Origin of the sequence: Flavobacterium pectinovorum, from assembly GCF_022802975.1 — a bacterium.
GTDB lineage: Bacteria > Bacteroidota > Bacteroidia > Flavobacteriales > Flavobacteriaceae > Flavobacterium > Flavobacterium pectinovorum_B.
This window is the reverse complement of the sequence record NZ_JAFEVZ010000008.1, coordinates 141563-163837: the sequence shown is the minus strand read 5'-3', so window position 1 is coordinate 163837 and position 22275 is coordinate 141563. Positions and strand designations below refer to the sequence as shown.

The 22275-nt window shown below is 30.8% G+C and carries 24 protein-coding genes; 12 read left to right on the top strand and 12 right to left on the bottom strand.

Translation table 11 applies throughout. The features are described 5' to 3' along the window. The first annotated feature begins 89 nt into the window (after positions 1 to 89). From FLV_RS13225 to FLV_RS13200, 6 genes are all read left to right on the top strand, one after another. Positions 90 to 1307, top strand: a complete 1218-nt coding sequence (locus tag FLV_RS13225) for an MDR family MFS transporter (RefSeq protein WP_243234497.1) — start codon at positions 90 to 92, stop codon at positions 1305 to 1307. Between the two features lie 159 nt (positions 1308 to 1466). Next, the gene (locus FLV_RS13220; protein ID WP_243234496.1) at positions 1467 to 1835 is read left to right on the top strand and encodes a BlaI/MecI/CopY family transcriptional regulator; all 369 of its coding nucleotides are present in this window, start codon (positions 1467 to 1469) and stop codon (positions 1833 to 1835) included. A 6-nt stretch (positions 1836 to 1841) separates the two neighbouring features. After that, positions 1842 to 3653, top strand: coding sequence for a M56 family metallopeptidase (locus FLV_RS13215; RefSeq protein WP_243234495.1), 1812 nt, complete (start codon positions 1842 to 1844; stop codon positions 3651 to 3653). A gap of 27 nt (positions 3654 to 3680) precedes the next feature. After that, entirely contained in the window at positions 3681 to 4049 is a 369-nt protein-coding gene (locus tag FLV_RS13210; RefSeq protein ID WP_243234494.1) for a BlaI/MecI/CopY family transcriptional regulator, read from the top strand. Between the two features lie 6 nt (positions 4050 to 4055). Continuing rightward, entirely contained in the window at positions 4056 to 5783 is a 1728-nt protein-coding gene (locus FLV_RS13205; RefSeq protein ID WP_243234493.1) for a M56 family metallopeptidase, read from the top strand. Positions 5784 to 5862: 79 nt separating this feature from the next. Beyond that, entirely contained in the window at positions 5863 to 6003 is a 141-nt protein-coding gene (locus tag FLV_RS13200) for an SsrA-binding protein (RefSeq protein WP_243234492.1), read from the top strand. A 3-nt stretch (positions 6004 to 6006) separates the two neighbouring features. Here the strand turns inward: FLV_RS13200 and FLV_RS13195 are convergent, their stop codons facing one another. The 4 genes from FLV_RS13195 to FLV_RS13180 all read right to left on the bottom strand — a co-directional run bounded on the left by FLV_RS13195 (position 6007) and on the right by FLV_RS13180 (position 10922). Continuing rightward, positions 6007 to 6522, bottom strand: coding sequence for a DinB family protein (locus tag FLV_RS13195; RefSeq protein ID WP_243234491.1), 516 nt, complete (start codon positions 6520 to 6522; stop codon positions 6007 to 6009). A gap of 11 nt (positions 6523 to 6533) precedes the next feature. After that, complete coding sequence (locus FLV_RS13190; RefSeq protein WP_243234490.1) at positions 6534 to 9119, bottom strand: phosphoenolpyruvate carboxylase; 2586 nt, start codon at positions 9117 to 9119, stop codon at positions 6534 to 6536. Positions 9120 to 9210: 91 nt separating this feature from the next. Beyond that, positions 9211 to 9690: an Lrp/AsnC family transcriptional regulator gene (locus FLV_RS13185; protein ID WP_007805990.1), complete on the bottom strand. Its 480-nt coding sequence runs from the start codon at positions 9688 to 9690 to the stop codon at positions 9211 to 9213. A gap of 77 nt (positions 9691 to 9767) precedes the next feature. Beyond that, the gene (locus tag FLV_RS13180; RefSeq protein WP_243234489.1) at positions 9768 to 10922 is read right to left on the bottom strand and encodes a M14 metallopeptidase family protein; all 1155 of its coding nucleotides are present in this window, start codon (positions 10920 to 10922) and stop codon (positions 9768 to 9770) included. A gap of 313 nt (positions 10923 to 11235) precedes the next feature. Between FLV_RS13180 and FLV_RS13175 the strand changes: the two genes are divergently transcribed. Next, complete coding sequence (locus FLV_RS13175; RefSeq protein WP_243234488.1) at positions 11236 to 11658, top strand: helix-turn-helix domain-containing protein; 423 nt, start codon at positions 11236 to 11238, stop codon at positions 11656 to 11658. A gap of 133 nt (positions 11659 to 11791) precedes the next feature. On the opposite strand, the gene FLV_RS13170 is transcribed toward FLV_RS13175, so the two are convergent. Further along, entirely contained in the window at positions 11792 to 12799 is a 1008-nt protein-coding gene (locus tag FLV_RS13170) for a hypothetical protein (RefSeq protein ID WP_243234487.1), read from the bottom strand. A gap of 132 nt (positions 12800 to 12931) precedes the next feature. Beyond that, positions 12932 to 13444: a 1-acyl-sn-glycerol-3-phosphate acyltransferase gene (locus FLV_RS13165; protein ID WP_243234486.1), complete on the bottom strand. Its 513-nt coding sequence runs from the start codon at positions 13442 to 13444 to the stop codon at positions 12932 to 12934. Between the two features lie 103 nt (positions 13445 to 13547). Here FLV_RS13165 and FLV_RS13160 point away from each other — a divergent pair, with 103 nt between their 5' ends. Genes FLV_RS13160 through FLV_RS13140 form a run of 5 tightly spaced genes read left to right on the top strand, consistent with a single transcriptional unit; the run spans position 13548 to position 16437 of the window. Further along, positions 13548 to 14213 (top strand): spermidine synthase, encoded by a 666-nt coding sequence (locus FLV_RS13160; RefSeq protein WP_243234485.1) that lies wholly within the window; start codon positions 13548 to 13550, stop codon positions 14211 to 14213. Between the two features lie 9 nt (positions 14214 to 14222). Next, positions 14223 to 14900, top strand: a complete 678-nt coding sequence (locus tag FLV_RS13155; RefSeq protein WP_243234484.1) for a peptidoglycan DD-metalloendopeptidase family protein — start codon at positions 14223 to 14225, stop codon at positions 14898 to 14900. 6 nt (positions 14901 to 14906) lie between these two features. Beyond that, positions 14907 to 15380 carry a hypothetical protein gene (locus FLV_RS13150; protein ID WP_243234483.1) on the top strand — a complete coding sequence of 158 codons (474 nt, stop codon included), beginning with the start codon at positions 14907 to 14909 and terminating at the stop codon, positions 15378 to 15380. A 10-nt stretch (positions 15381 to 15390) separates the two neighbouring features. Further along, a complete protein-coding gene (locus tag FLV_RS13145) occupies positions 15391 to 15915 on the top strand; it encodes a hypothetical protein (protein WP_243234482.1) in 525 nt (174 codons plus the stop codon). A 51-nt stretch (positions 15916 to 15966) separates the two neighbouring features. After that, positions 15967 to 16437 (top strand): nuclear transport factor 2 family protein, encoded by a 471-nt coding sequence (locus FLV_RS13140; RefSeq protein ID WP_243234481.1) that lies wholly within the window; start codon positions 15967 to 15969, stop codon positions 16435 to 16437. Between the two features lie 83 nt (positions 16438 to 16520). Here the strand turns inward: FLV_RS13140 and FLV_RS13135 are convergent, their stop codons facing one another. The 6 genes from FLV_RS13135 to FLV_RS13110 all read right to left on the bottom strand — a co-directional run bounded on the left by FLV_RS13135 (position 16521) and on the right by FLV_RS13110 (position 22237). Further along, positions 16521 to 17897, bottom strand: a complete 1377-nt coding sequence (locus FLV_RS13135; RefSeq protein WP_243234480.1) for a nucleoside permease — start codon at positions 17895 to 17897, stop codon at positions 16521 to 16523. Positions 17898 to 17963: 66 nt separating this feature from the next. Beyond that, positions 17964 to 18656, bottom strand: a complete 693-nt coding sequence (gene cmk, locus FLV_RS13130) for a (d)CMP kinase (RefSeq protein WP_243234479.1) — start codon at positions 18654 to 18656, stop codon at positions 17964 to 17966. A gap of 39 nt (positions 18657 to 18695) precedes the next feature. Then, positions 18696 to 19295: a murein L,D-transpeptidase catalytic domain-containing protein gene (locus FLV_RS13125; protein ID WP_243234478.1), complete on the bottom strand. Its 600-nt coding sequence runs from the start codon at positions 19293 to 19295 to the stop codon at positions 18696 to 18698. A 9-nt stretch (positions 19296 to 19304) separates the two neighbouring features. Continuing rightward, positions 19305 to 20321, bottom strand: coding sequence for a type IX secretion system protein PorQ (gene porQ, locus FLV_RS13120; protein WP_243234477.1), 1017 nt, complete (start codon positions 20319 to 20321; stop codon positions 19305 to 19307). Positions 20322 to 20519: 198 nt separating this feature from the next. After that, a complete protein-coding gene (locus tag FLV_RS13115) occupies positions 20520 to 21620 on the bottom strand; it encodes a BT_3928 family protein (protein ID WP_243234476.1) in 1101 nt (366 codons plus the stop codon). A 77-nt stretch (positions 21621 to 21697) separates the two neighbouring features. After that, the gene (locus FLV_RS13110; protein WP_243234475.1) at positions 21698 to 22237 is read right to left on the bottom strand and encodes a DUF1599 domain-containing protein; all 540 of its coding nucleotides are present in this window, start codon (positions 22235 to 22237) and stop codon (positions 21698 to 21700) included. Between the last annotated feature and the right edge of the window lie 38 nt (positions 22238 to 22275).

Here is a 22275-nt window from a genome sequence, read left to right as displayed (position 1 = left end):
TTTGCACAAAAATAGTTTAAAACAAACAAAGCAGCAACCGCTCCACGTTACAAAGTTTTCTAACTTTGTTGAAAAACAACTTCCATATAATGTTAAAAAACGCTTTTCACCATTACATCAACAATTTTAGAGGATTTAGACGAGAAATATGGATACTTGCCATTATTACTTTTATTAATCGTGCAGGCACAATGGTATTGCCTTTTTTATCAAAATATTTAAAAGAAGACCTTCATTTTACCTATAATCAGGTTGGCTGGATTATGGTTGCATTTGGATTAGGCTCAATGCTGGGATCCTGGCTGGGAGGAAAATTATCCGATAGAATAGGTTTTTATAAAATCATGATTTTTAGTTTGTTTACTACTGGAATTTCCATGTTTTTAATTCAATATATCACTACTTTTTTCGGACTTTGTATAGGAATGTTTTGTTTAATGGCAATTGCAGATATGTTTAGACCTGCAATGTTTGTTTCACTTGGTGCGTATGCAAAGCCCGAAAACAGAACACGAGCCTTAACATTAGTTCGTTTAGCTGTAAATTTAGGTTTTGCTGCCGGTCCTGCTTTGGGAGGTCTGATTATTATGGGAATAGGATACCAGGGACTCTTTTGGGTTGATGGCCTTTCCTGCATCATTTCTATTTCAATTTTTGCTTTACTGGTAAAAGAAAAGAAAAAAATTATATATGAAGATAAAATTGAAAGTGCAGCAGAGAAAAAATCAGTATTTAAAGACAGAATATTTTGGGTTTTCTTATTTGTGAGTTTTGTGACTGCTATGATCTTTTTCCAGCTTTTTACTACTTTACCATTATATCACAATGAGAAATTTGGTTTAACAGAATTTCAAACCGGTCTATTAATGACCTTAAATGGATTGCTGATTTTCGCCTTAGAAATGCCTACTGTTGGGTTTATGGAAAGAAAAGGTATTCCGAAAATAAAAATCATTATTTGGGGCTCCTTTATTATGTCGCTAAGTTTTTTTCTACTACTAATTAATGTTTGGGCAGGAATTCTAATTATTAGTATGATTTGCATATCTCTGGGAGAAATCCTCGCCTTTCCTTTTTCTAATGCTTTTGCCTTAAGCCGTGCTCCGCGAGGTCAGGAAGGACAATATATGGCGCTTTATACTATGAGCTTTAGTCTGGCCCACATCATAAGTTCAAAAGTAGGTTTTGAAATTATTACACGATTTGGATATCAGGTTAATTGGTTTTTTATGGCCTGCATTGGTGTAATAGCTACATTTTGTTGCTTATGGATTAAGAATGCTCTGATTCTGGAAAAAGCTTCATGAAAAAATCACCAAAAAACTGTAATTAAGACTATTAAAGTAAAAACAGAATAACATTTCTTCTTCAAAATCAAAAGCAAAACTTCTTTTTTAGTTAAATAACTATTTTTATAGTTGTATAACTAAAAAAATAGTTGTAGGTTTGATTTAAAATTAAACCACATGCAAAAATTAACTAATAAAGAAGAAGAAATTATGCATATTTTATGGAAGCTCAAAAAAGCATTCGTAAAAGAAGTCCAGGCAGAAATTATTGAAGACCAGCCTCATTACAATACTCTTTCAACTATTATTCGAAATCTGGAAGAAAAAGGTTTTGTGGCACATAATGCTTTTGGAAATACCCACCAATATTATCCTACAATAAGCCTCGAAGCATATAGCAAAAAATACATGAAAACTGCAATTGATAATTATTTCAACAGTTCTTATAAAAATATGGTTTCATTTTTTGCTAAAGAAGAAAAAATATCCGCAGCCGAATTACGTGAAATCTTAGCTATGATCGAATCTCCAACAGAAAAAAAATAATTATTTATGGAAGCACTTTTTATTTATATCGCAAAATCATCCGGGTTAGTTATATTGTTTTATTGTGCTTACTATTTTTTACTGCGCAAAGAAACTTTTTTCAACAGCAACCGCTGGTTTTTATTGACCGGATTGATAACTTCGATAGCGCTGCCTTTTTTTGTTTACACAAAAACTATCTGGATAGAACCTGCCACGTTAGATAATTTAAACTTGTCTGAATTAACTATTCCTCAAATAAATAAAGAAGAATCTCTTGAAATAAACTGGAATTATATCATCCTAATCATTTACAGTATTGGCTTTATTGTTTCTCTTATAAAATTTGTAATAGATTTTTACAGTTTGCATACAATTTTAAAAGGAAAAAAAATACAACAGCAGGCAGACTATAAATTTATCGATGTAACTGAAAATATTTCTCCCTTTTCTTATTTTCAAAATATCGTATACAACTCTTCAATGTACACGGAATCCGAATTAGAAAATATTCTTGAACATGAAAAAGTACACAGCGACCAAAATCACACTATTGATGTGCTGCTTTCCAGATTTTTTTGTCTGATATTTTGGTTCAATCCAATACTTTGGCTTTACAAAAAAGCAATTATTCAAAACCTTGAATTTATTGCCGACAAAGAAGCTGCTAAAAAAATTTCAGACAAAAAGGCTTATCAATACACCCTTTTAAAAATAACAACTCATGAAAATTGTGTTGCCATTACCAATCATTTTTATCAATCATTAATCAAAAAACGAATCGTCATGTTAAACAAAAATCAATCAAACAAAAGAAATTCCTGGAAATACTATGTTGTAATTCCGGCACTTACAGCATTTGTAATTTTATTTCAAATTGAAACTGTCGCCCAAGAAAAAGGTCCGGGCATAATTGAAAAAATAAATCCTGACAAAGTTGAATCGGTAGATGTATTTACAATAGATAAAAACAGTACAGATGCTGATATAGACCAAAGAGTAAAAACTTTAAAAGAAAAATTTAGTATTTCTACCACTATTTCAGAACTGGAGAGAAACTCTAAAAATGAAATTACTTCTATCAATGTCGATTTAAAAGATGAAAAAAAAGTTACTAAATCAAAGAAATCGCTAACATCTAATGGAATCGAAAAAATTGGAATTATTATCATTAAAGACAAAAACGGAATCATTTCATTTAATTTTACTGATACACAGCCTACTGTAATTAGCAATAAAACAGAAGCTAAAGACATTTTAATAAAAATTAAGAATACTCAAACTTCTAATACAAACAATAATAGTAAAGCTAATTCTGATGCTAACACAAGCATTGCTACAAATGTTAATACAAATACTTCTGTAAACACAAATGGAAACACAGTAAGAATTTCAACAAAAACAGAAGCAAAACCTATTATTATAATTAATGGAATTCAAACAAATTCAAACGTAGATATTAATGATATTCCAACTAACGAAATTACAAGTGTTAATGTAATAAAAGGAAAATCTGCTGAAGACAAATATGGTACAATCGGAAAAAATGGTGTTATCGAAATTACTACAAAACATTTGACCGAAAATAATGAGCAGTCTTCAAGTGTAAAAATACAAACAAGAAAAGATAATTCAGTGGTCATTTCATCTGATAAAATAAATATCAAAAGCTCTGAAAAACCATTAGTTGTAATAGATGGAAAAATCACAAATAAAAATCCTGATGATTTAGACCCTCAAAAAATTGAACAAATAAACGTGTTAAAAACCCCTGCTTCTACTATAAAATATGGTGATAAAGGAAAAAATGGCGTACTTGAAATCACTACCAAAAAATAAATTCGAATAAACCACAATACTCAAATCATGCAAAAATTAACAAACAAAGAAGAAGAAATCATGCATGTTTTATGGAAGCTGAAAAAAGCTTTCGTAAAAGAAGTTCAGGCAGAAATAACTGAAGATCAACCGCATTACAATACACTTTCTACAATTGTTCGAAATCTGGAAGAAAAAGGATTTGTAGGACATAATGCTTTTGGAAATACACATCAATATTACCCAATAATAAGTCTGGAAGCGTATAGCAAAAAATATATGAAAACTGCAATTGATAATTATTTCAACAGTTCTTACAAAAATATGGTTTCATTTTTTGCCAAGGAAGAAAAAATCTCTGCAGCCGAATTACGCGAAATCTTAGCTATGATTGAAACACCAAAAGAAGAAAAATAATTATTTATGGAAGCGCTTTTCATTTATATCGCAAAATCATCCGGGTTAATCCTATTATTTTATTGTGCTTATTATTTTTTATTACGCAAAGAAACTTTTTTTAACAGCAACAGATGGTTTTTACTGACAGGTTTAGCCACGTCACTAATTCTTCCATTTCTGGTTTATACAAAAGTTGTCTGGATTGACCCTATTCCGGTTTCAACTGTTAATTATCCGCAAAGTTTTATAGCTCAAACGATTCATCAAGAATCATTTGAAATCAATTGGAATTATGTAGTGCTTTCTATTTACTGTATTGGATTTTTTACGCTTATAATGAAATTTGCTGTTGATTTTTATAGTTTAAATTCAGTTTTAAAAGGCAAAAAAATACAACAGCAAGCAGATTTCAAATTTATTGATGTATCTGAAAACATTGCGCCATTTTCTTATTTTGATTACATCGTGTACAACTCATCAATGTACACAGCAGCAGAATTAGAAAACATTATTGAACACGAAAAAGTACACAGCGATCAAAATCATACTGTCGATGTATTAATTTCCAGAGTGTTTTGTGTGTTGTTTTGGTTTAACCCAATTATTTGGCTGTACAAAAAAGCTATTTTACAAAATCTTGAATTTATTGCCGACAACGAGGCCGCTAAAAAAATATCAGACAAAAAAGCCTACCAATACACGCTTTTAAAAATAACTACACACGAGAGTTGTGTAGCCATTACCAATCATTTTTATCAATCATTAATCAAAAAACGAATTGTCATGTTAAACAAAAATCAATCAAGAAAGAGAAATTACTGGAAGTATTATGCCATACTTCCGGCACTTGTAGCATTTGTACTTTTATTTCAGATAAAAACCATTGCCCAAGAGAAAAAAGAAGCTCAGGAAATCAATAAAAAAATTCAGTCTGTTGATGTTTACAAAATTAAAAACACAACAACAGACGAAGAATTAAAAGAAATGACTGTAAAACTAAAAAAGATTCATAATGTAGATATTGAAATTTCTGAAGTAAAAAGAAACTCAAATAATCAATTAACAGCAATCAAAGTTGATGTTGAGAAAGGTACCGGGAGAGATCAAACTATCCAAATTGAGGGTGATAATGCAATTAAAAGCTGTGGAATCGTTATTTCAGTTGATGATAATAACAACAAAAAAATAAATATTATTACCGATGGCGGAATGGATAAGCCAATAGTTGTTGGAGATAATCTTATTATAAATGAAAAAAATCCTGTCAAGATAAATACCATTTCAACCATAACAACTCCTGTTCCTCCTACTCCGCCTGCATTTCCAACAGGTCCAATGCCACAGGCTCCGGTACCGGATATGTCAAAAATGCCAAAACCTCCAGTTCCACCAACTAATCATAAGGACAAAGTCGCTATGAGTAAATTTGAAAAAGAAATGGTGGAGTTTGAGAAAAAAATGGAAGCTTTTGAACCGGATATGTCTGCTTACGAAAAACAAGTTGAAGAAATCATGTCTAAACGCGAAGCTATTTTTGAAAAAGAAATGGAGAAATACGAAATAGCCATGGAAAAATTCAATGCAGACATGGAGAAATTCACTGAAGAAGTTGAAACAAAATACGGTAAAGACTCAAAAGAGTACGAAAAGAACATGAAACAATATGAAAAAGACATGAAAATATACGAGAAGAATATGAAGCTTCACGAAAAAGAAATGAAAAAATTAGAAAAAGAAAATCAAAAATCGTAGACGATTTATATAAAAACACAAAAAAGACTTTACTTAACAGCAAAGTCTTTTTTTATATCTTTGAGAAAAATTAATCTCTATGTTTAAAATTTTAGCCAAAATTAATAAAATCATTTTACCAAGTTTTACCAAACAAGGTTTAGATATTGCAAAAGCAAAAAAATGGCAAATGGCAATTATTGGTTATCGGGCATATGTAACAAAACGTGCTTTAGACTAAAAATTACAAATATCTTTCTGAAATCACTCTCAAATGATGATTTTGGTGACCTGTAATAATAAACCCAATTGCCCTTACAGAAATAGCAGTATTCGAAGCTGTTCCTACAAACAAAAGCTGTTCTTCATTCAGGCTTTCAAAAAAACTAATAGTTGCTTTTCTGGCGTTTTCATATTCAGCTAATAAACTTTCAATCGAACGAGTATTGGCAAATGCAAACGGCACATAATCATTTTCTTCAAAACCAGGCAAAGGAGTTTTATCTCCCCTACTGATTCTTAAAGCACGATAAGCAAAAATACGCTCAGTATCTATCATGTGAAGCACAATATCTTTAATTGTCCATTTACCTTCCGCATAACGATATTCCAATTTTTCAATTGGAATATTTTTTATAAAATTAACCAGTTGAGGCAATCCATTTATTAAACCTTGTACTAATGTTTTATCACCAGCAGCTTTAATATAAGTCGCATTAAAAACAGAATATTCATTTGTTGGTAAATCTGAAGCTATCATAAATTTAAAATTTAAGCTGAATTTCTACTTGCATTTGTATTACCGAACAATGAGCGGGTTACAATTTTCTCATATACTTTAATCAGATCCTGATCAACTACCTTTTCCTTATTCAATTCATTAATTCTTAACAAAGCATATTGCTGTATTGTTAACAAAGGCAACACAATACGCTCTCTTATTTGAATAGAAGCTTTACCATCAGGGTAATTTTCCATTAGTGTTTTATGACCTGCAATTTTAAGCAAGAGACGTTCCGTTTCTAAGAATTCATCATAGATAATTTGCCAGAATTCACCAAATTCAGGATCTTTTCTCATATAAGCCGTCAATGGTAAAAACGATTTCGCCAACGACATCATACTATTCTCTAAAAGTGTTTTAAAGAATAATGAATTGTGGTACAAATCACTTACTTTATCCCATTGATTGGTATCTTCAAAATGTTTTAAAGCCGACCCTACGCCAAAAAATCCTGGTACATTTTGCTTTAATTGACTCCATGAACCTACAAAAGGAATTGCTCTTAAATCGGCAAAATCTAACTGTTCAGATTTACTTCTTTTAGATGGGCGGCTTCCAATGTTCGTTTTAGAGTAATATTTTAACGTACTCATTTTTTCCAAATACGGGATAAATTTAGGGTGGTTTTTAAAACTTAAGTATTTATCATATCCTAAACCTGCCAATTGAGTCAAAATAGCTGTTTCTTCAGCACTTAATTCATTTTTCTCTTTACTAAAAACCTGATTAGTAACTCCTGCACTTAGTAAATTTTCGATATTGTAACGACATGAATCTAAAGTTCCAAAATTAGAACTAATAGTTTGTCCCTGTACAGTAATCTGAATTTCGTTGTTCTCAATTTTAGGCCCTAGAGACGCATAGAATTTGTGCGTTTTTCCACCACCACGAGCAGGAGGGCCTCCACGACCATCAAAGAAAATAGCTTTTATACCATATTTTCTTGAAATTTGTGTAAGTTCAATTTTTGCCTGATAAATACTCCAGTTTGCCATTAAATAACCTCCATCTTTTGTTCCGTCAGAGAAACCAAGCATGATAGTCTGTTTGTTGTCACGAGATTTTAAATGCGCTGCATATTCAGGATTTGTATATAATTGTTCCATTATTGAATGCGCATTTTGTAAATCATCAACTGATTCAAAAAGCGGAATAATATCAACTGTTGGATTTTCCCAATTATTCAAACGAATCATTGCAAAAGTTTCCATTACATTCAATGCACTTTCGTTGTTACTAATAATATAACGATTTGCACCAAATTCACCATTATTCTCCTGAATGGTTTTAATAGCCTGAACAGACTCTAACGTTAGCTTGGTTATTTCATTATCAAAATCAGCCGGATTCAGATTACCTTTCACCTTTGATAAAACAACTAATTTTTCATCTTCAGATAAATCGAAATAATTTTCAGGGAATATTTTTGAATCTGAATTTAAATAATAATTTACCACATCGTGAAAAACAGCATTGTGAATTTTACTGTTCTGACGTATATCTAAAGTAGCAAAATGAAAACCAAACAAATTAATCTTAACCAGCAAAGCTTCTAATTCATCTAAGTACAAAGACTGATGCTTTTCGACAATTATGGCTCTGATTTTATTTAACTGAGTCAGTAATTCCTCTAAAGTGATATAAATTTCTCCTTTAGAATAAAAAACAGATCTATAAAGTTTATATTCAAGTTCAGCAACTAAAGTATCTACACCTGAGAAAGTTAACTTTCTTTTTAAGTTACGCATTTCAACATAATAACATTTTAAAATCGAAGTACGCAAACGCTCCGCAACTTTTAATGTAATATCTGTAGTCACAAACGGATTTCCATCTCGATCACCTCCCGGCCAGAAACCAAGTTTTATTAACTGATTCTGAATCGCTTCTCCATGAAGAATATTTTTTTGCAAATAATGAACTATTTCTCCAGCCGTTTCATAGAATACATTTTCCAAATACCAAATCAAACTTACCGCTTCATCGTACGGATTCGGCTTTTCATTTTGTATAAAAGGAGTTTTTCCTAATTGAGCCAATAACTGCTTTATTTTCAACAAATCATTCTGTCTGATTGCCTCAGTCAAATCATTTATTATCCCCAAAACAGGACCCGGATAAAACTGCGTAGGATGTGCAGTTAAAACAGTTCTAACATTAAAATTCTCAAGAAAATCAATTAATTCCTCATCTTTTTCTTTGGCATCTGATTTTTCTTTAATATCCCGAAGCGAACCTCGCCCTTCCATATTATTTACGACAGGAAAAGCTGCATCTTCAATAGCATCAAATAATACAATCTGACGCTCTATATATTGAATAAACCGAAACATCAAATCTATTTTCTCTGTTTCCGAAACGTTATTTAAAAATTTATTTGAGAAAAAGTCAAAAATTTCTTTTGGAGTTTCCTGTTTTTTAAACCCCGTTTCACATGTTTCCGTAAACAACGGAAGCAAAACCCCTGTATTATCAATAGAATCGAAGGGTAATGTTATAAAAACACTATTATAAATATGATATTTAGAGAGAACATCCTGATTGAAACGTTCTATTTTTGGCAACGTGTACATAATCCTTTTATAGTTGTTTTGGTTAATTAGTCATAAAAAAACCCCAAGAAAACTTGAGGTTATATTTTATAATATAGCATTCAAGAAAATATTACATATTTTTGAAAATAGTATGCATCAAACGCTTCTTATCATTAATGCTTTCTTCTAATGAAATCATTGTTTCAGTTCTGTAAACTCCTTCGATATCATCAATCATAAAAATAACTTCTTTGGCATGCTTAGTGTCTTTAGCTCTAATTTTGCAAAAAATATTAAATTTCCCTGTAGTTACAGACGCAACTGTTACGAAAGGAATTTGATTAATTCGCTCTAATACAAATTTTGTCTGAGATGTATTATTAAGAAACACTCCTACATAAGCAATAAATGAATACCCTAATTTATCGTAATCCAAGGCTAATGAAGATCCCATGATGATTCCGGCATCCTCCATTTTTTTTACTCTAACATGTACAGTTCCGGCAGAAATCAACAATTTTTTTGCAATGTCAGTAAACGGAACTCTCGTGTTGTCTATTAACATATCTAAAATCTGGTGATCTACTTCATCTAAACGAAATTTACTCATAATTCTTTAATTAATATTACTAATTTGTATTACAAAGTATAAAAATATATATAAAAAACAAGAAATTCACATAAAATTTAACTTTTTATCAATCCGTTAACAAATTTAACGTTTTTATTTAAATAAAAGTCTGCTTTTTGATCCGTTTTCGGAAAATTGGTAAAATCATCTGAGTATGCAGCGCCTTTTGCATCGTAGACATAATGTCCAAAATAATTTTCTAATTCCCCTACTTCAACTATATAAGCATTAAATTGAATCTTGCTGTCAATCAATTCCTCTTTGTATTGAGCGACAAAATTCGTAATAATTTCGATACCATCATAATTTATCTTGACATTTTTATACATAAAATCATAAAAAACCACTTTATTTTGTGAAATATTCAAATAATCATTAATCCTATTATCAACTATATCGTTTTCGAAAAGCGCTTTGAAACTTGTAACAAGCGAAAAGAATATAAACTTTCTGGTTACTTCTCTCGAATAATCATCTTGAAAATGCCCTGCTTCAAACAAAATTGTCGGCACTCCCAAATACTGAAAAGTATCTCCTATACAATTAATATTAAAGGAATCATCAAAACGCCCTACTTGCCCTGGTATATACTTTTGAAGCTCATCATTAATTACTGCAATCAAATTAATAGCTTTTAATCTATTTTCATTAATCTCTCTTTCTTCATTATAAGAAGGCGCCAAAAACGAAACAGTTGCCGGCTTCCCTGTCTCACCAGCTCCAAAAATAGTACGCTGATCGTGAAGATTAAAACAATAATGAGGTTTAAATTTTTCGAAAACCTCACGCAAAATCCTGCTTTCAGGCTGGGTCAGATCCTGCGAATCACGATTCAGGTCAATTTTATTTGCATTAGCACGTGTGTATAATGCGGCTCCATCCGGATTCAGAATTGGTATACAATAAAAAGTAAATGTTTTGAGCATGTTTTGAGCAAACTCAGAACCGCCATTCAAAACATTAATAAAATCAAATAATGCTTTTGTTGTAGTGCTTTCGTTTCCATGCATTTGAGACCACAGATAAATCCGCGTTTCTCCAGAACCAATTTCATAACTATATATAGGTTTATCCAAAACCGATTTCCCAATAATCTTAATCTGGTTATTAGTATTGATTTTATCTAATAAAGACTGAATATGTTCTAAAGTTAAATACCTCCCGGCTATTGACTGCTCTTTGTATTGATTGAAAATTGCTTCTAAATTCATTTGCTTTTTGATTAGTTCACAAAAGTAAAAATCTTTATTTTTACAAATGTAAACTAATAACACTATTTAAGAGTTAAGAATGTAAACAGATTAAATTCTTTTAAAAAGAAAAACAAGAAACCTGTTGATAAAAAACAAATTAAGATTAAAAACAACATTAAAAACATTGATAATCATATTTTTAAAAACAATCACATATAGTTTTAAATTAACAAAAAATTAACCAATTACTAAATTTTACAACTGTAAATCACATCAGAACCTCTTAATTTTTACATTTGTAAATACAAAACTAAAAAAACAACAATTTACAATGGTAAACATTGACGACTTTGTAAAAAGACTGGAAATTATACTTGATTATTACACCCTGAACGCTTCTTCTTTTGCAGATAAAATTGGTGTTCAGCGTTCAAGCATGTCTCATCTCCTATCTGGCAGAAACAAACCGAGCCTGGATTTTGTAATGAAAATTTTGGAAGTTTTTCCGGATGTTGACTTGTATTGGATTTTAAGTGGCAAAGGAAATTTTCCTAAAAACAATAACAATGATCAAGACATAATTTCAAAAAAAGAAAACACAACGGAAATTGCTCCACCTATTTTGTCTGAAGAAAAAATAACGTCTAAAAATTTTCCTGATACAAAAAATATGATTCTAAAATCAGAAAACAACGAAATTGAAAAAATTGTATTTTTTTACAAAAACGGAACATTCAAAACCTACATTCCATAAATCTGTAAATTTTGCGTATTTGAAAAAATAAAAAATATTTTTATTTAAACGTTTCTCATACACAAAAAAATGACCTTACTTCAAATATTGAAATAAGGTCACCATTACTAACCAAAATATTAAAAATCAATAATTATTTTCTTAAAACAAAAACAGAAGTTACACCTGCCTCTGCTCTTACATTTACCGGAGCAAAATCACCAGATGCTGTTGGAAAATTATAAGTTAAAACTTCTCCTCCTGCATTAAACCTTTCGGCAACATAAATCTTTTTTGTTACATTATCGTACGCAACATCTACCGGATTTCCTAAAAGAGAATTAGACCCATAAACTCTTATTTGATTTGTTAAAGCAATTGTGCCTGCTGCGGCAGTTGAATTGAAAACACTTGAGAAATTTTTAATTATAACCAATCCACCATCAGTTCCTGAAGCTGCACTCGCAACATCTGTCAAGATCATTACATCATCTGAAGCTGAATAAGTAATTCCATGGGTACGAACCAATCCTGCTATTGTAACACGTTTGGTAGCCACAATTGTACCAGAAGCATTACTCATAAAATTTTTAAATAATACAATATCACCAGTCAAATCGACAACAGCATATAAATCATTTCCGTTAATATGAATTCCCCAAAGCTTAAAATCAGTTGTAAAAGTTTTTTGCAGGGCAAAACCTGTTGACGATTTTTTATAAACAAAAAGTTTGTTTACCATACCGTTTGAAGCCAATTGATCCTGAGCCACTACAATAATATCTCCTGAAACTGCAGTTTCTCTCGCATTTGTAAAGTCTCCGGTTAGACTACTTAACGATAAAGTCAAATTGTCTGTTCCTGCTTTAATTGCACTTTTAATTCCCGAATAGGTCTCTAACTTGTTATTACTTCTTGAAGCTACAACAACAGCATCAGAATCACTATTGTATGAAATCCCTTCAGCATCTAACGAGGCTATCGTAAAAGATTTTACTGTTGAAGTTGTCGAAAGCAAATCTGTGTAAGTAATTTTTCCGGAGGTATTACTTGAAGTTACCAAAGTTGATTCTGCTTTGATACTATTATCATCAGAATCATTGTTATCACAAGAAGTGAAAAGCAAAACTAAAAAAGCAGACGTAATAAATAGATTTTTCATATATATAATTTTAAGGTTAATTACATCTACGAAAATTTCAGGATTATGGTTTTAAGAAATTTCAAATTTATTTAATTGGAAGCATGGAGCAGTAATTTACCACAAGAACTATTCTGATGAAAAACTATGCCATTAAAGTATATATCCATTTTGAGGGATTTTACCAATCACACCCTCATAATGTCTTTTCAATACAAATAAATCAGCTTCATAATCTCCCGTTGGACAAAATACTTGTCCTAAATTAACTTCTTTTTTAGCCCAATCAAATGCAACAGGAATGATAGGCACATTCGCTTTAAGAGCAATATAATAAAAACCGCTTCTAATTTCTTTTACTTCTTTACGGGTACCTTCCGGGGCAACGGCTAGTCGAAAAGTTTCCCTTCTTTCAAAAATAGACGCAATTGAATCAACCTTATTCAAACCTCCGGATCTGTCTAATGGCTCACCCCCAACACTTTTAAAATAATATCCAAACGGAAATTTAAATAATTCTTTCTTTCCTACCCAGTTCATTTCTAAACCAGATATTCCTCTTGTAAAAATTCCCAAATAAAAATCATGATTACTCGTATGTGGCATTACCATCATCACACATTTTTTTACTTCAGCATTTTCAATTCCTACTATTTTCCAACCCATTAGCTTAAAAAATAGAAATTTATACAATTGTTTCTTCATTAAAATTCCATATTTCGCACAAAATAAAAAAAATTAATGCTAAATTTGGGTAAAAGTGCAAAAAATGATTCAAAAAATATTTAGTTATTTAATTCCGATCAAAATATTTAAAAAAAAATCAATACGCAGTAAAACTATTGAAGTAACGTGGGCTAACGGCGAATTAGTTTTAGATTCAGAAAACACAAATTATTCTTACGGAAGTTTACAGCGCATATTAAGGTATGGTTTAAAAAATATTGGTTTTAAAACTATTCAGGAAATGGATCATGTATTGGTTTTAGGAGTTGCAGGAGGAAGCGTTATAAAAACCCTGGTTGATGAAATTGAATTTAAAGGAAAAATAACAGGAGTCGAAATTGATGCTGATATGATTCAGATTGCAAATGAATATTTTAACCTTTCTCAAATTAAGCAATTAGAAATCATTATCGATGATGCATTTGAATTTGTTTTAAAAACTAAAAAACAATACGACCTTATTATTATTGATGTTTTTGAAGACACCAATATGCCTAACTTTTTATTTGAACGTTTTTTTAGTGAAAGAGTTTTTTCTATCTTAAACAATCAGGGTTTTGTGCTTTTTAACACTATGATTCTTGACGAAAAGCATAATATTAGGAATCGTAAATACATTTCAGAAATTAATACTGAATTATATTTAACTAAAATGCTGCCACGTGTAGAGCAACATAACGAGTTAATTATTATTGAAAAAGTTGCCTAATTCTAATTTATGAAACCTCTTGCTTCTATATTAAAAAATATACCACCAACAAAAATTATCGATTCAAGTATTGATTACTCTAAATACATCTCTTTAGATTTATCTGTAAACAACCAGAATCTAACCGGAAGTAAATCTGGAAATTCAGCTGATTTTGAAAAATATATTACTGATTATTTAAAAAAGAATAATGCCGAAGTTGCTTACGGAGGTTATATTGAAGGACGGACTTTATATCAACGAAGTTCAATTTTTAAAAACGATTTAATTCCTGAACGCAATATTCATATTGGCCTCGATTTATGGATAAAAGCCGGCACTTCTGTTTTGACGGCGCTTGACGGAAAAATACATAGTTTTAAAAACAATACCGGTTTAGGTGATTATGGTCCAACGATAATTCTAGAGCACGAAATTGAAAATCAAAAATTTTATACTTTATACGGGCATTTATCGTTAGAAAGTATAGAAGGGATTAGCGTTGGTAATTTTTTTAAAAAAGGAGAGCATCTGGCCAAAATAGGAAATTCAGAAGTAAACGGAGATTATGCACCGCATTTACATTTTCAAATTATTAAAAATATAGAAGACTATTGGGGTGATTATCCCGGTGTCTGTAACACAAAGGATTTAAATTTTTATATAGAAAACTGCCCCGATCCCAATTTATTATTAAAAATAACATAAATAGTTATGAAGAAAGCAGGATTGATTATATGTTTGTTGTTATTAATAAGCTGTAAGTCCAAAACGGTCAGCAGAAATACTGAAGATTTAAAAATTAAAAAAGTTTTGGAAGCCGAAATAAATTCGAACCAGCAAAACAAAGCCTATTCACTAGGAAAAAGAGTTCTTGAAACGTGCAATACATCAAAGTTTAAACCTTTTAATGAAACTGAAGTAACGAAATCTGTTATGGAAAACACGACTGAAGAACGTTTAACCAAAACCTGTTTAAGGTTTCGACAATATTATGGAAGCTTTATTGATTTGAAATTAGACGGGGTTTATAAAACCAAACAGGAAACCATTTACCGCTATCATGCTTTGTACACAAAAAAGGTTGCCAATAAAGAACTTCGGGTTTTTGTAAACCAGGAAAATTTAATTTCTGCCATAAAATCAATGGATTGGGATGAGAAATTTGATGCTAAAATAATTAAATAATTAACCACATATGACTTTAAAATTATCCTTCTTTTCGTTTCTTTTGATTTCATTTTTTGCGAATGCCCAACAAACCATAAGTGTAAAAGGCTCAAAACCATTTCCTGCCACTGAAAATTATACTTTTATCTGTGAAAAATATATTCTTACAGGAGAAATTGATGTACAGATTGCAAAAACGGATAAAGGAGGAATTTTAAAACTGACCATTGCTACTGCCTATGACAAAGCCCGAATTTCAGGAGGTGTTTATGTTGATTTAGTCAATGCTGATGTGATTGCCTGTGTTGATAAAAACATTAAGGAAAATGAAGAAGGAAAAACTACTTCTTATTATTATTTTACTCCTGCTGAGTTTTTAAAATTAAAAAAAACCGACATTCATGCAATTAGATTTATTGTCACTGGCAATTCTAATGCTTTTGGAAACCAAACCGGTTATTTTACAGCAATAAGCAGAAAAAATTATTTTTCGACTGCTTTTGATAAATCTAAAAAATCTTTTGATACAGCTGCAGCAATTAGTCTTCTATAACGTTAATTAAACCAAAAATAATCTTACTTTTATAGCCTAATTTTGTTAAAAATGAATCCTAACGAAAATTTAATTATTAAATTTTATACTGCATTTGCAAATGCAGATGCTAAAACAATGAGCGAATGCTATCATCCTAAAGTTCATTTTGTAGATCCTGCTTTTGGTCTTTTAAAAGGCAATCAGGTTTCCAAAATGTGGGAAATGCTGCTTTTAAAAAGTAAGGGGAATATTAAAATTGAATTCTCAAATATAAAAGCCGATGAATTTTCAGGATCGGCCCGTTGGGTTGCTACTTATAATTTTAGCAAAACAAATCGGAAAGTTGTTAATCGAATTTCTGCTGAGTTTCTCTTTCAGGACGGACTAATTATCAAACACACTGATAATTTTGATGTATGGAAATGGGCAAAACAAGCTTTCGGAATTACCGGATATTTATTAGGGTGGACAGGATTTTTTCAAAATAAAATAAAAGAGCAGGCTTTATTATCTCTTAAAAAATACGAAAAGTCAATATAAAGTTTTGAATCAAAAAATAAATCCCACAAATTAAACTTTACATTTAATTTGTGGGATTTATTTTTTAATAATTATAGCATAATTTAATGCCCTATATTTTCTAATTCTTTAGGATCGTGTTTGTGTTTAAACAAAATTGCAAAAGCAATTGCTATAATTAAAGCATAAGCTGCAAAAGACAACCATATAGAGTGCCAGTCTTTCATAAAAACCGGATTAGTAAAAATTCCATCATTAGAAATTGAATTCCCTTGAGATTTCACAAAATCTAACATTTTAGAATTAGAAGGATCTGTCTGTAAAAATGTAGAAAGTTCATTAACCGTCAAAAATGATTTTGTAAAATATTTGTCAATTGCCCAACCAGAGGTTAAACTTCCCAAAACGGCTCCAACGCCATTAGTCATCATCATAAATAATCCCTGAGCAGAAGAACGAATTTTAGAGTCAGTATTGCTTTCTACAAATAACGAACCTGAAATATTAAAAAAGTCAAATGCCATTCCGTAAACAATACAGGATAAAATTATCATCCATAAACCTGTAACAGGATCTCCAAAAGCAAATAATCCAAAACGTAAAACCCATGCCAGCATGCTTATCAACATAACCTGTTTGATTCCGAAACGTCTTAAAAAAAATGGAATTGCCAAGATAAACAAGGTTTCAGAAACCTGAGAAATTGACATAATAATAGTTGAATATTTTATTACAAACGAATCTGCATATTTAGGAAAGTGTTTAAATTCATCCAAAAAAACATCTCCATAAGCATTCGTTAATTGTAAAGCTCCTCCCAAAAACATGGAGAAGATAAAAAACAATGCCATTTTATAATTTCCGAACAATTTGAAAGATTCCAGACCCAAAGTCTCAACCCAGGAAGCATCCTCTTTTGTTAAACGCTGCGGTTCACATTTTGGTAATGTAAACGAATAAAAACCTAAAATCAAAGCGCCAATTCCGGCAATATAAAACTGATATTCTGTTGCTTTACTGCCTGTTAAGTTTGTAATCCACATGGCGGCAATAAAACCTACAGTTCCCCAAACACGAATAGGAGGAAAATCTTTTACAACATTTTTATTGTTTAATTTCAAAGAAGTATATGAAATTGAATTACTTAAGGCAATTGTTGGCATGTAACAGCACATTGCAGCCAGCATTACATAAATAAAATTTTCAGGAGTCGTAATCTGAGCAATACCAAACAAAACTAAAGCATACAAAATATGCAGACCTCCGTATAATTTTTCGGCATTTACCCATCTGTCAGCAATAATACCTGTCAGAGTTGGCATAAATAAAGAAGCAATCCCCATTGTTCCGAAAACCAAACCGAACTGAGTTCCTTCCCAATTTTTAGTTCCAAACCAATAATTCCCAATAGTAATAAGCCATGCTCCCCAAACAAAAAACTGAAGAAAACTCATTACAATTAATCTGTTTTTAATTCCCATACGATGAATTGTCTTTAAATAAAATGAAGCGGTAAAACTACCATTAAAAATGAAATCTACAAAGAATTAAACAGTTTTAACAACCTCATTTACCAATTCTAAAACAGCAGCAAATTGTTCTTCTCTATTTAAATAGGAATTATCAATTTCTATAGCATCGTCTGCTATTACCAATGGAGAATCTTCACGGTGTGTATCTATATAATCTCTTTCAACCACGTTTTTTAAAACCTCTTCATAAGAGACATTATCACCTTTTTGCTGTAATTCATCAAAACGTCTTTGTGCACGGGTTTCTGCACTGGCAGTCATGAAAATTTTAAGCTCTGCATCAGGAAAAACCACAGTACCAATATCTCTTCCATCCATAACAATGGCTTTATTTTTCCCCATTTCCTGTTGTTGTTCTACTAATTTTGAGCGAACTTCAGAGACTTCGGCAACTTTACTCACAAAACTGGAAACTTCTATCGTACGAATTTGTTTTTCAACATTTTCTCCATTCAGATACATTTCTGCAAAACCTAAATCTGAATTAAATTTAAACTCTAATTGAATTTTTGGAAGTGAATCAATCAAAGCTTTTTTGTCAAAAAAATCAGCTTTAATCAAGCTGTTATTCATTGCAAAAAGAGCAACTGCCCTGTACATTGCACCTGTATCTACATAAACATAAGCAAGTTCTTTGGCCAGCTGTTTTGCTAAAGTGCTTTTTCCGGTTGATGAAAAGCCGTCAATAGCAATGGTAATATTTTTCAAAGTGGTAATTTTAAATTAAGGAGTTTTTATTATTTATTTTTAATAATAAATATCTAAAAGGATGTTTGATTTTGAAGCATCAATAATTTTTTCAATTCTTTTAAAAAATTGTTCATTAACCATTGGGCAGCCATGACTGCGACTAATATAATGATCTTGCTCTTCGTATGGAACTGCAGAATAATGATGCAAAACAATCGCTCTTTTAAATGCATTACTATTGGTTTCGTCTAAGCCAGACAATCGATATGCTTTTCCGAAAATTCCATTATAATCATTTCCAATAGAATATCTTCCTAACGAAGTACAGTTGGAATTAGGTATGTTACTAAATTTCAATTCGCCTTTAATTCCGGTATCAGAGCCACAGCCATGAGCTACCAGACCCTGATCTAAAATTTTATTATTCTGTAGATCGTAAACGAAAAAACGATTTTTTCCGGATGGAATTCTCATATCAATAAAAAAAGCAATTTTAGTGTTGTACTTAGAATTAACATTCAGCATTGATTTCATTTCATCAATTCTAAAATTAATCCTTTCAATTTCAAGACTATTAGCTTCATCTTTAAAATAAGGCTTTGCACAGATAAAAAAACCAGATACTATTACAACCAAAATCAAATTAAATATTTTCATATAAAATCACTATTGAAGATTAATATTTAAACCAAAAAGACTTGTATTTGCTGCTAATGTATATCTGGAATACGAATAATTAAATTTTAATCGATTCATTTTTAATCCAAAACCTAATGAAACTCCTGAAAAATTTCGTTGTTCTTCAATTCTTAATTCTTCGGCTCTTCTGAAATTATATCCTAATCGGATATTAAATGCTTTTTTAGGAAAAAGTTCTACGCCAAAAACTACATGTCTCAAAGCGTTATTTACAAATGAAACTTTATCTTCCTTAGTTGATCCATCAGTATTACCTTCTCCACGAACAGGATTAGAAAATGCAATATTCCATTGTTGCAAATTTTCTAAAGAAAGATGCCATCTAATAGGTACGTGATCTAATTCTTGAGAAACACCTGCAATAATCTCAAGCGGCAGTTTTTCCTTTAACCCTGAGTAAGTAGTAAATTGAGTTCCAATATTACGTATTGACAATGCCCAGTTTACATCATTTCTTTCATCAATGAATAAAAATCCTAAATCTAACGCACCACCTACAGAATTATAACTTTCTAAAGTAGATGTAATTAACTTTACATTTGCTCCAAAATGGATATCCGTATATGGAATATTGTATGCATACCCTACTGAAAGTGCTCCTTCGTTTCCTGTAAAATTTGATGTTGGCTGATCATTTTCATCATACCCTTCAAAAATTCCGTAATTTATATAGCTTATTCCGGCATAAAATGTCTGCAAATGCCTGTCGTAAGTATAAGCATAAGAAGCTGTTCCGTAAGAAGCTTCACCATAATAATTACCGTAATTCATAGCCAGCTGATTGTCCATATCTGCATTTAACGTTGCCGGATTAAACATGACCTGATTAACATCTTCATCATAAATGGTAATTGATTTTCCTCCCAAAGCCGCCTGTCTTGGCGAAGTTGTTAAATTTAAAAATTGATATGCATACCGCCCTCCTATTTGACCAAAAGAAACGGAAGTACAAAACAAAAAAAACAGAATATTTTTTTTCAACATGTATATTATAGGAGCTTTATCTGTATTAGAACGTAAATACGAACATAAAATTATAATTCTGAAACATTTAAATTTTAAAATATAATCTTTAATTCATATTTTTTTGTATTACAGGTACGAAATTACAAAAAAACAAAATACAATTGCAAAGAAATCAAGAAACATTTGAAATCCAAACACACTTTACAAATCTATTAATCAAAGACTTAAATCCAGAATATCATTGTAATGAACTTTTTGAATGATAGTCCCATTTTGAATAACAACTATACTTGGATTGGCTCTTTCAACTGTTTTTAAAGCTGTAGCGTCACAAAAATAAAAATCAACATTTAAACCATACTGTTTTTTTGTATTTGCAATTATTTCTGCGCCTGAAGCTGTCATCGCAATTACTTTATACCCTTTTGATTTAGCTTCCTGATTTAATTTTTCCAACTTTTTCATTCCGTCCGGATTAGAAAGAGTCAAATCATAAGTTACAAATACCAGTAATTTTGGTTCTTTCAATAATTCTTCTTTATAATCAGAATCATCTTTTGTCATGGTAAAATCATGAATTGGCGGTACGTAACCTTCTGTAATTACTTTGTCTTTTCTGTCAACAAATGTTGCTCCTTCAGGAATATTCATTAAGTCTTTTTCTGTAAATTCTTTATCAACTCCGTTCACTTTGTAAATAAAAACCATTTCTACAACTGATTTTGGTGCGCCTTCAGGAATTTCCATTGCTTTTTCAATATTAGTCCCTACTTTATAAGGGCGGAAATCTTTTATTGGATTATGATTTAATACCCAAACTGCCATAAAAGCACACAAAACAACACTTACATAAACTGCAAAATTAGTTTTTTGTGCTAAAAATAAAGGCTTTATTAATTTTTGATTAAAAAACAAAATCAGAATAAAGAAAAGCAACACAACATCTTTGGTAAAGGATTGCCAAGGAGTTAAATGTAATGCATCTCCAAAACAGCCACAATCTTTAACTACATCAAAGTAAGCTGAATAAAACGTTAGAAAAGTAAAGAAAACTATTAAAAGTAAAAGGCTTAAAATGGTTGTTTTTGTTTTGTATCCAACCAATAACATAACGCCCAAAACTACTTCTAAAATCACTAAAAAGATTGCCAATCCCAAAGCAAACGGCTCTAAAAAAGGCATATTAAAAACCGGTTCGCTAAAATATTCGGCTAATTTATAAGAGAAACCAACAGGGTCATTTAGTTTTATTAAGCCGGAAATAATAAATAGTACGCCAACAAAAAGACGAGAGAATTGGGTAATGATGTTTTTCATAAAAAATATTTAAATATTCAGATCCCAAATTCAAAGTTTAGCATTGAAATTTGGAATTTTTTAAAACTGGAATTTGATTATTTTATTGGATTTAAAATTAAAGCAAAAACGGCATAATTAATCATATCCTGATAATTGGCATCAATACCTTCAGAAACTAAAGTTGCTCCTTTATTGTCTTCAATCTGTTTTACGCGAAGCAATTTTTGAAGGATCAAATCAGTCAGTGAGCTTACACGCATATCGCGCCAAGCCTCACCATAATCATGATTTTTAGCTTCCATTAAATCTTTGGTTAATTTAACTTTAGCATCATATAGTTCAGTTGCTTTTTCTACATCTAAATCAGGCTGGTCAACAACGCCTAATTCTAGCTGAATTAATGCCATAATCGAATAATTGATAATTCCGATAAATTCTCCTTTTTCATCTTCATCAATTTTCCGGATTTCATTTTCCTGTAAACTTCTGATTCTTTGTGCTTTTATGAATATCTGATCCGTCAGTGATGGGAGCCTTAAAATACGCCATGCACTGCCGTAGTCTTTCATTTTATTGATAAATAAAGTTCGGCTAACCGTAATTACATTATCAAATTCAAGGGAAGTATTCTTCATTTATTGCTGTATATTTGCTAAAATTTCTTCAAAAATAA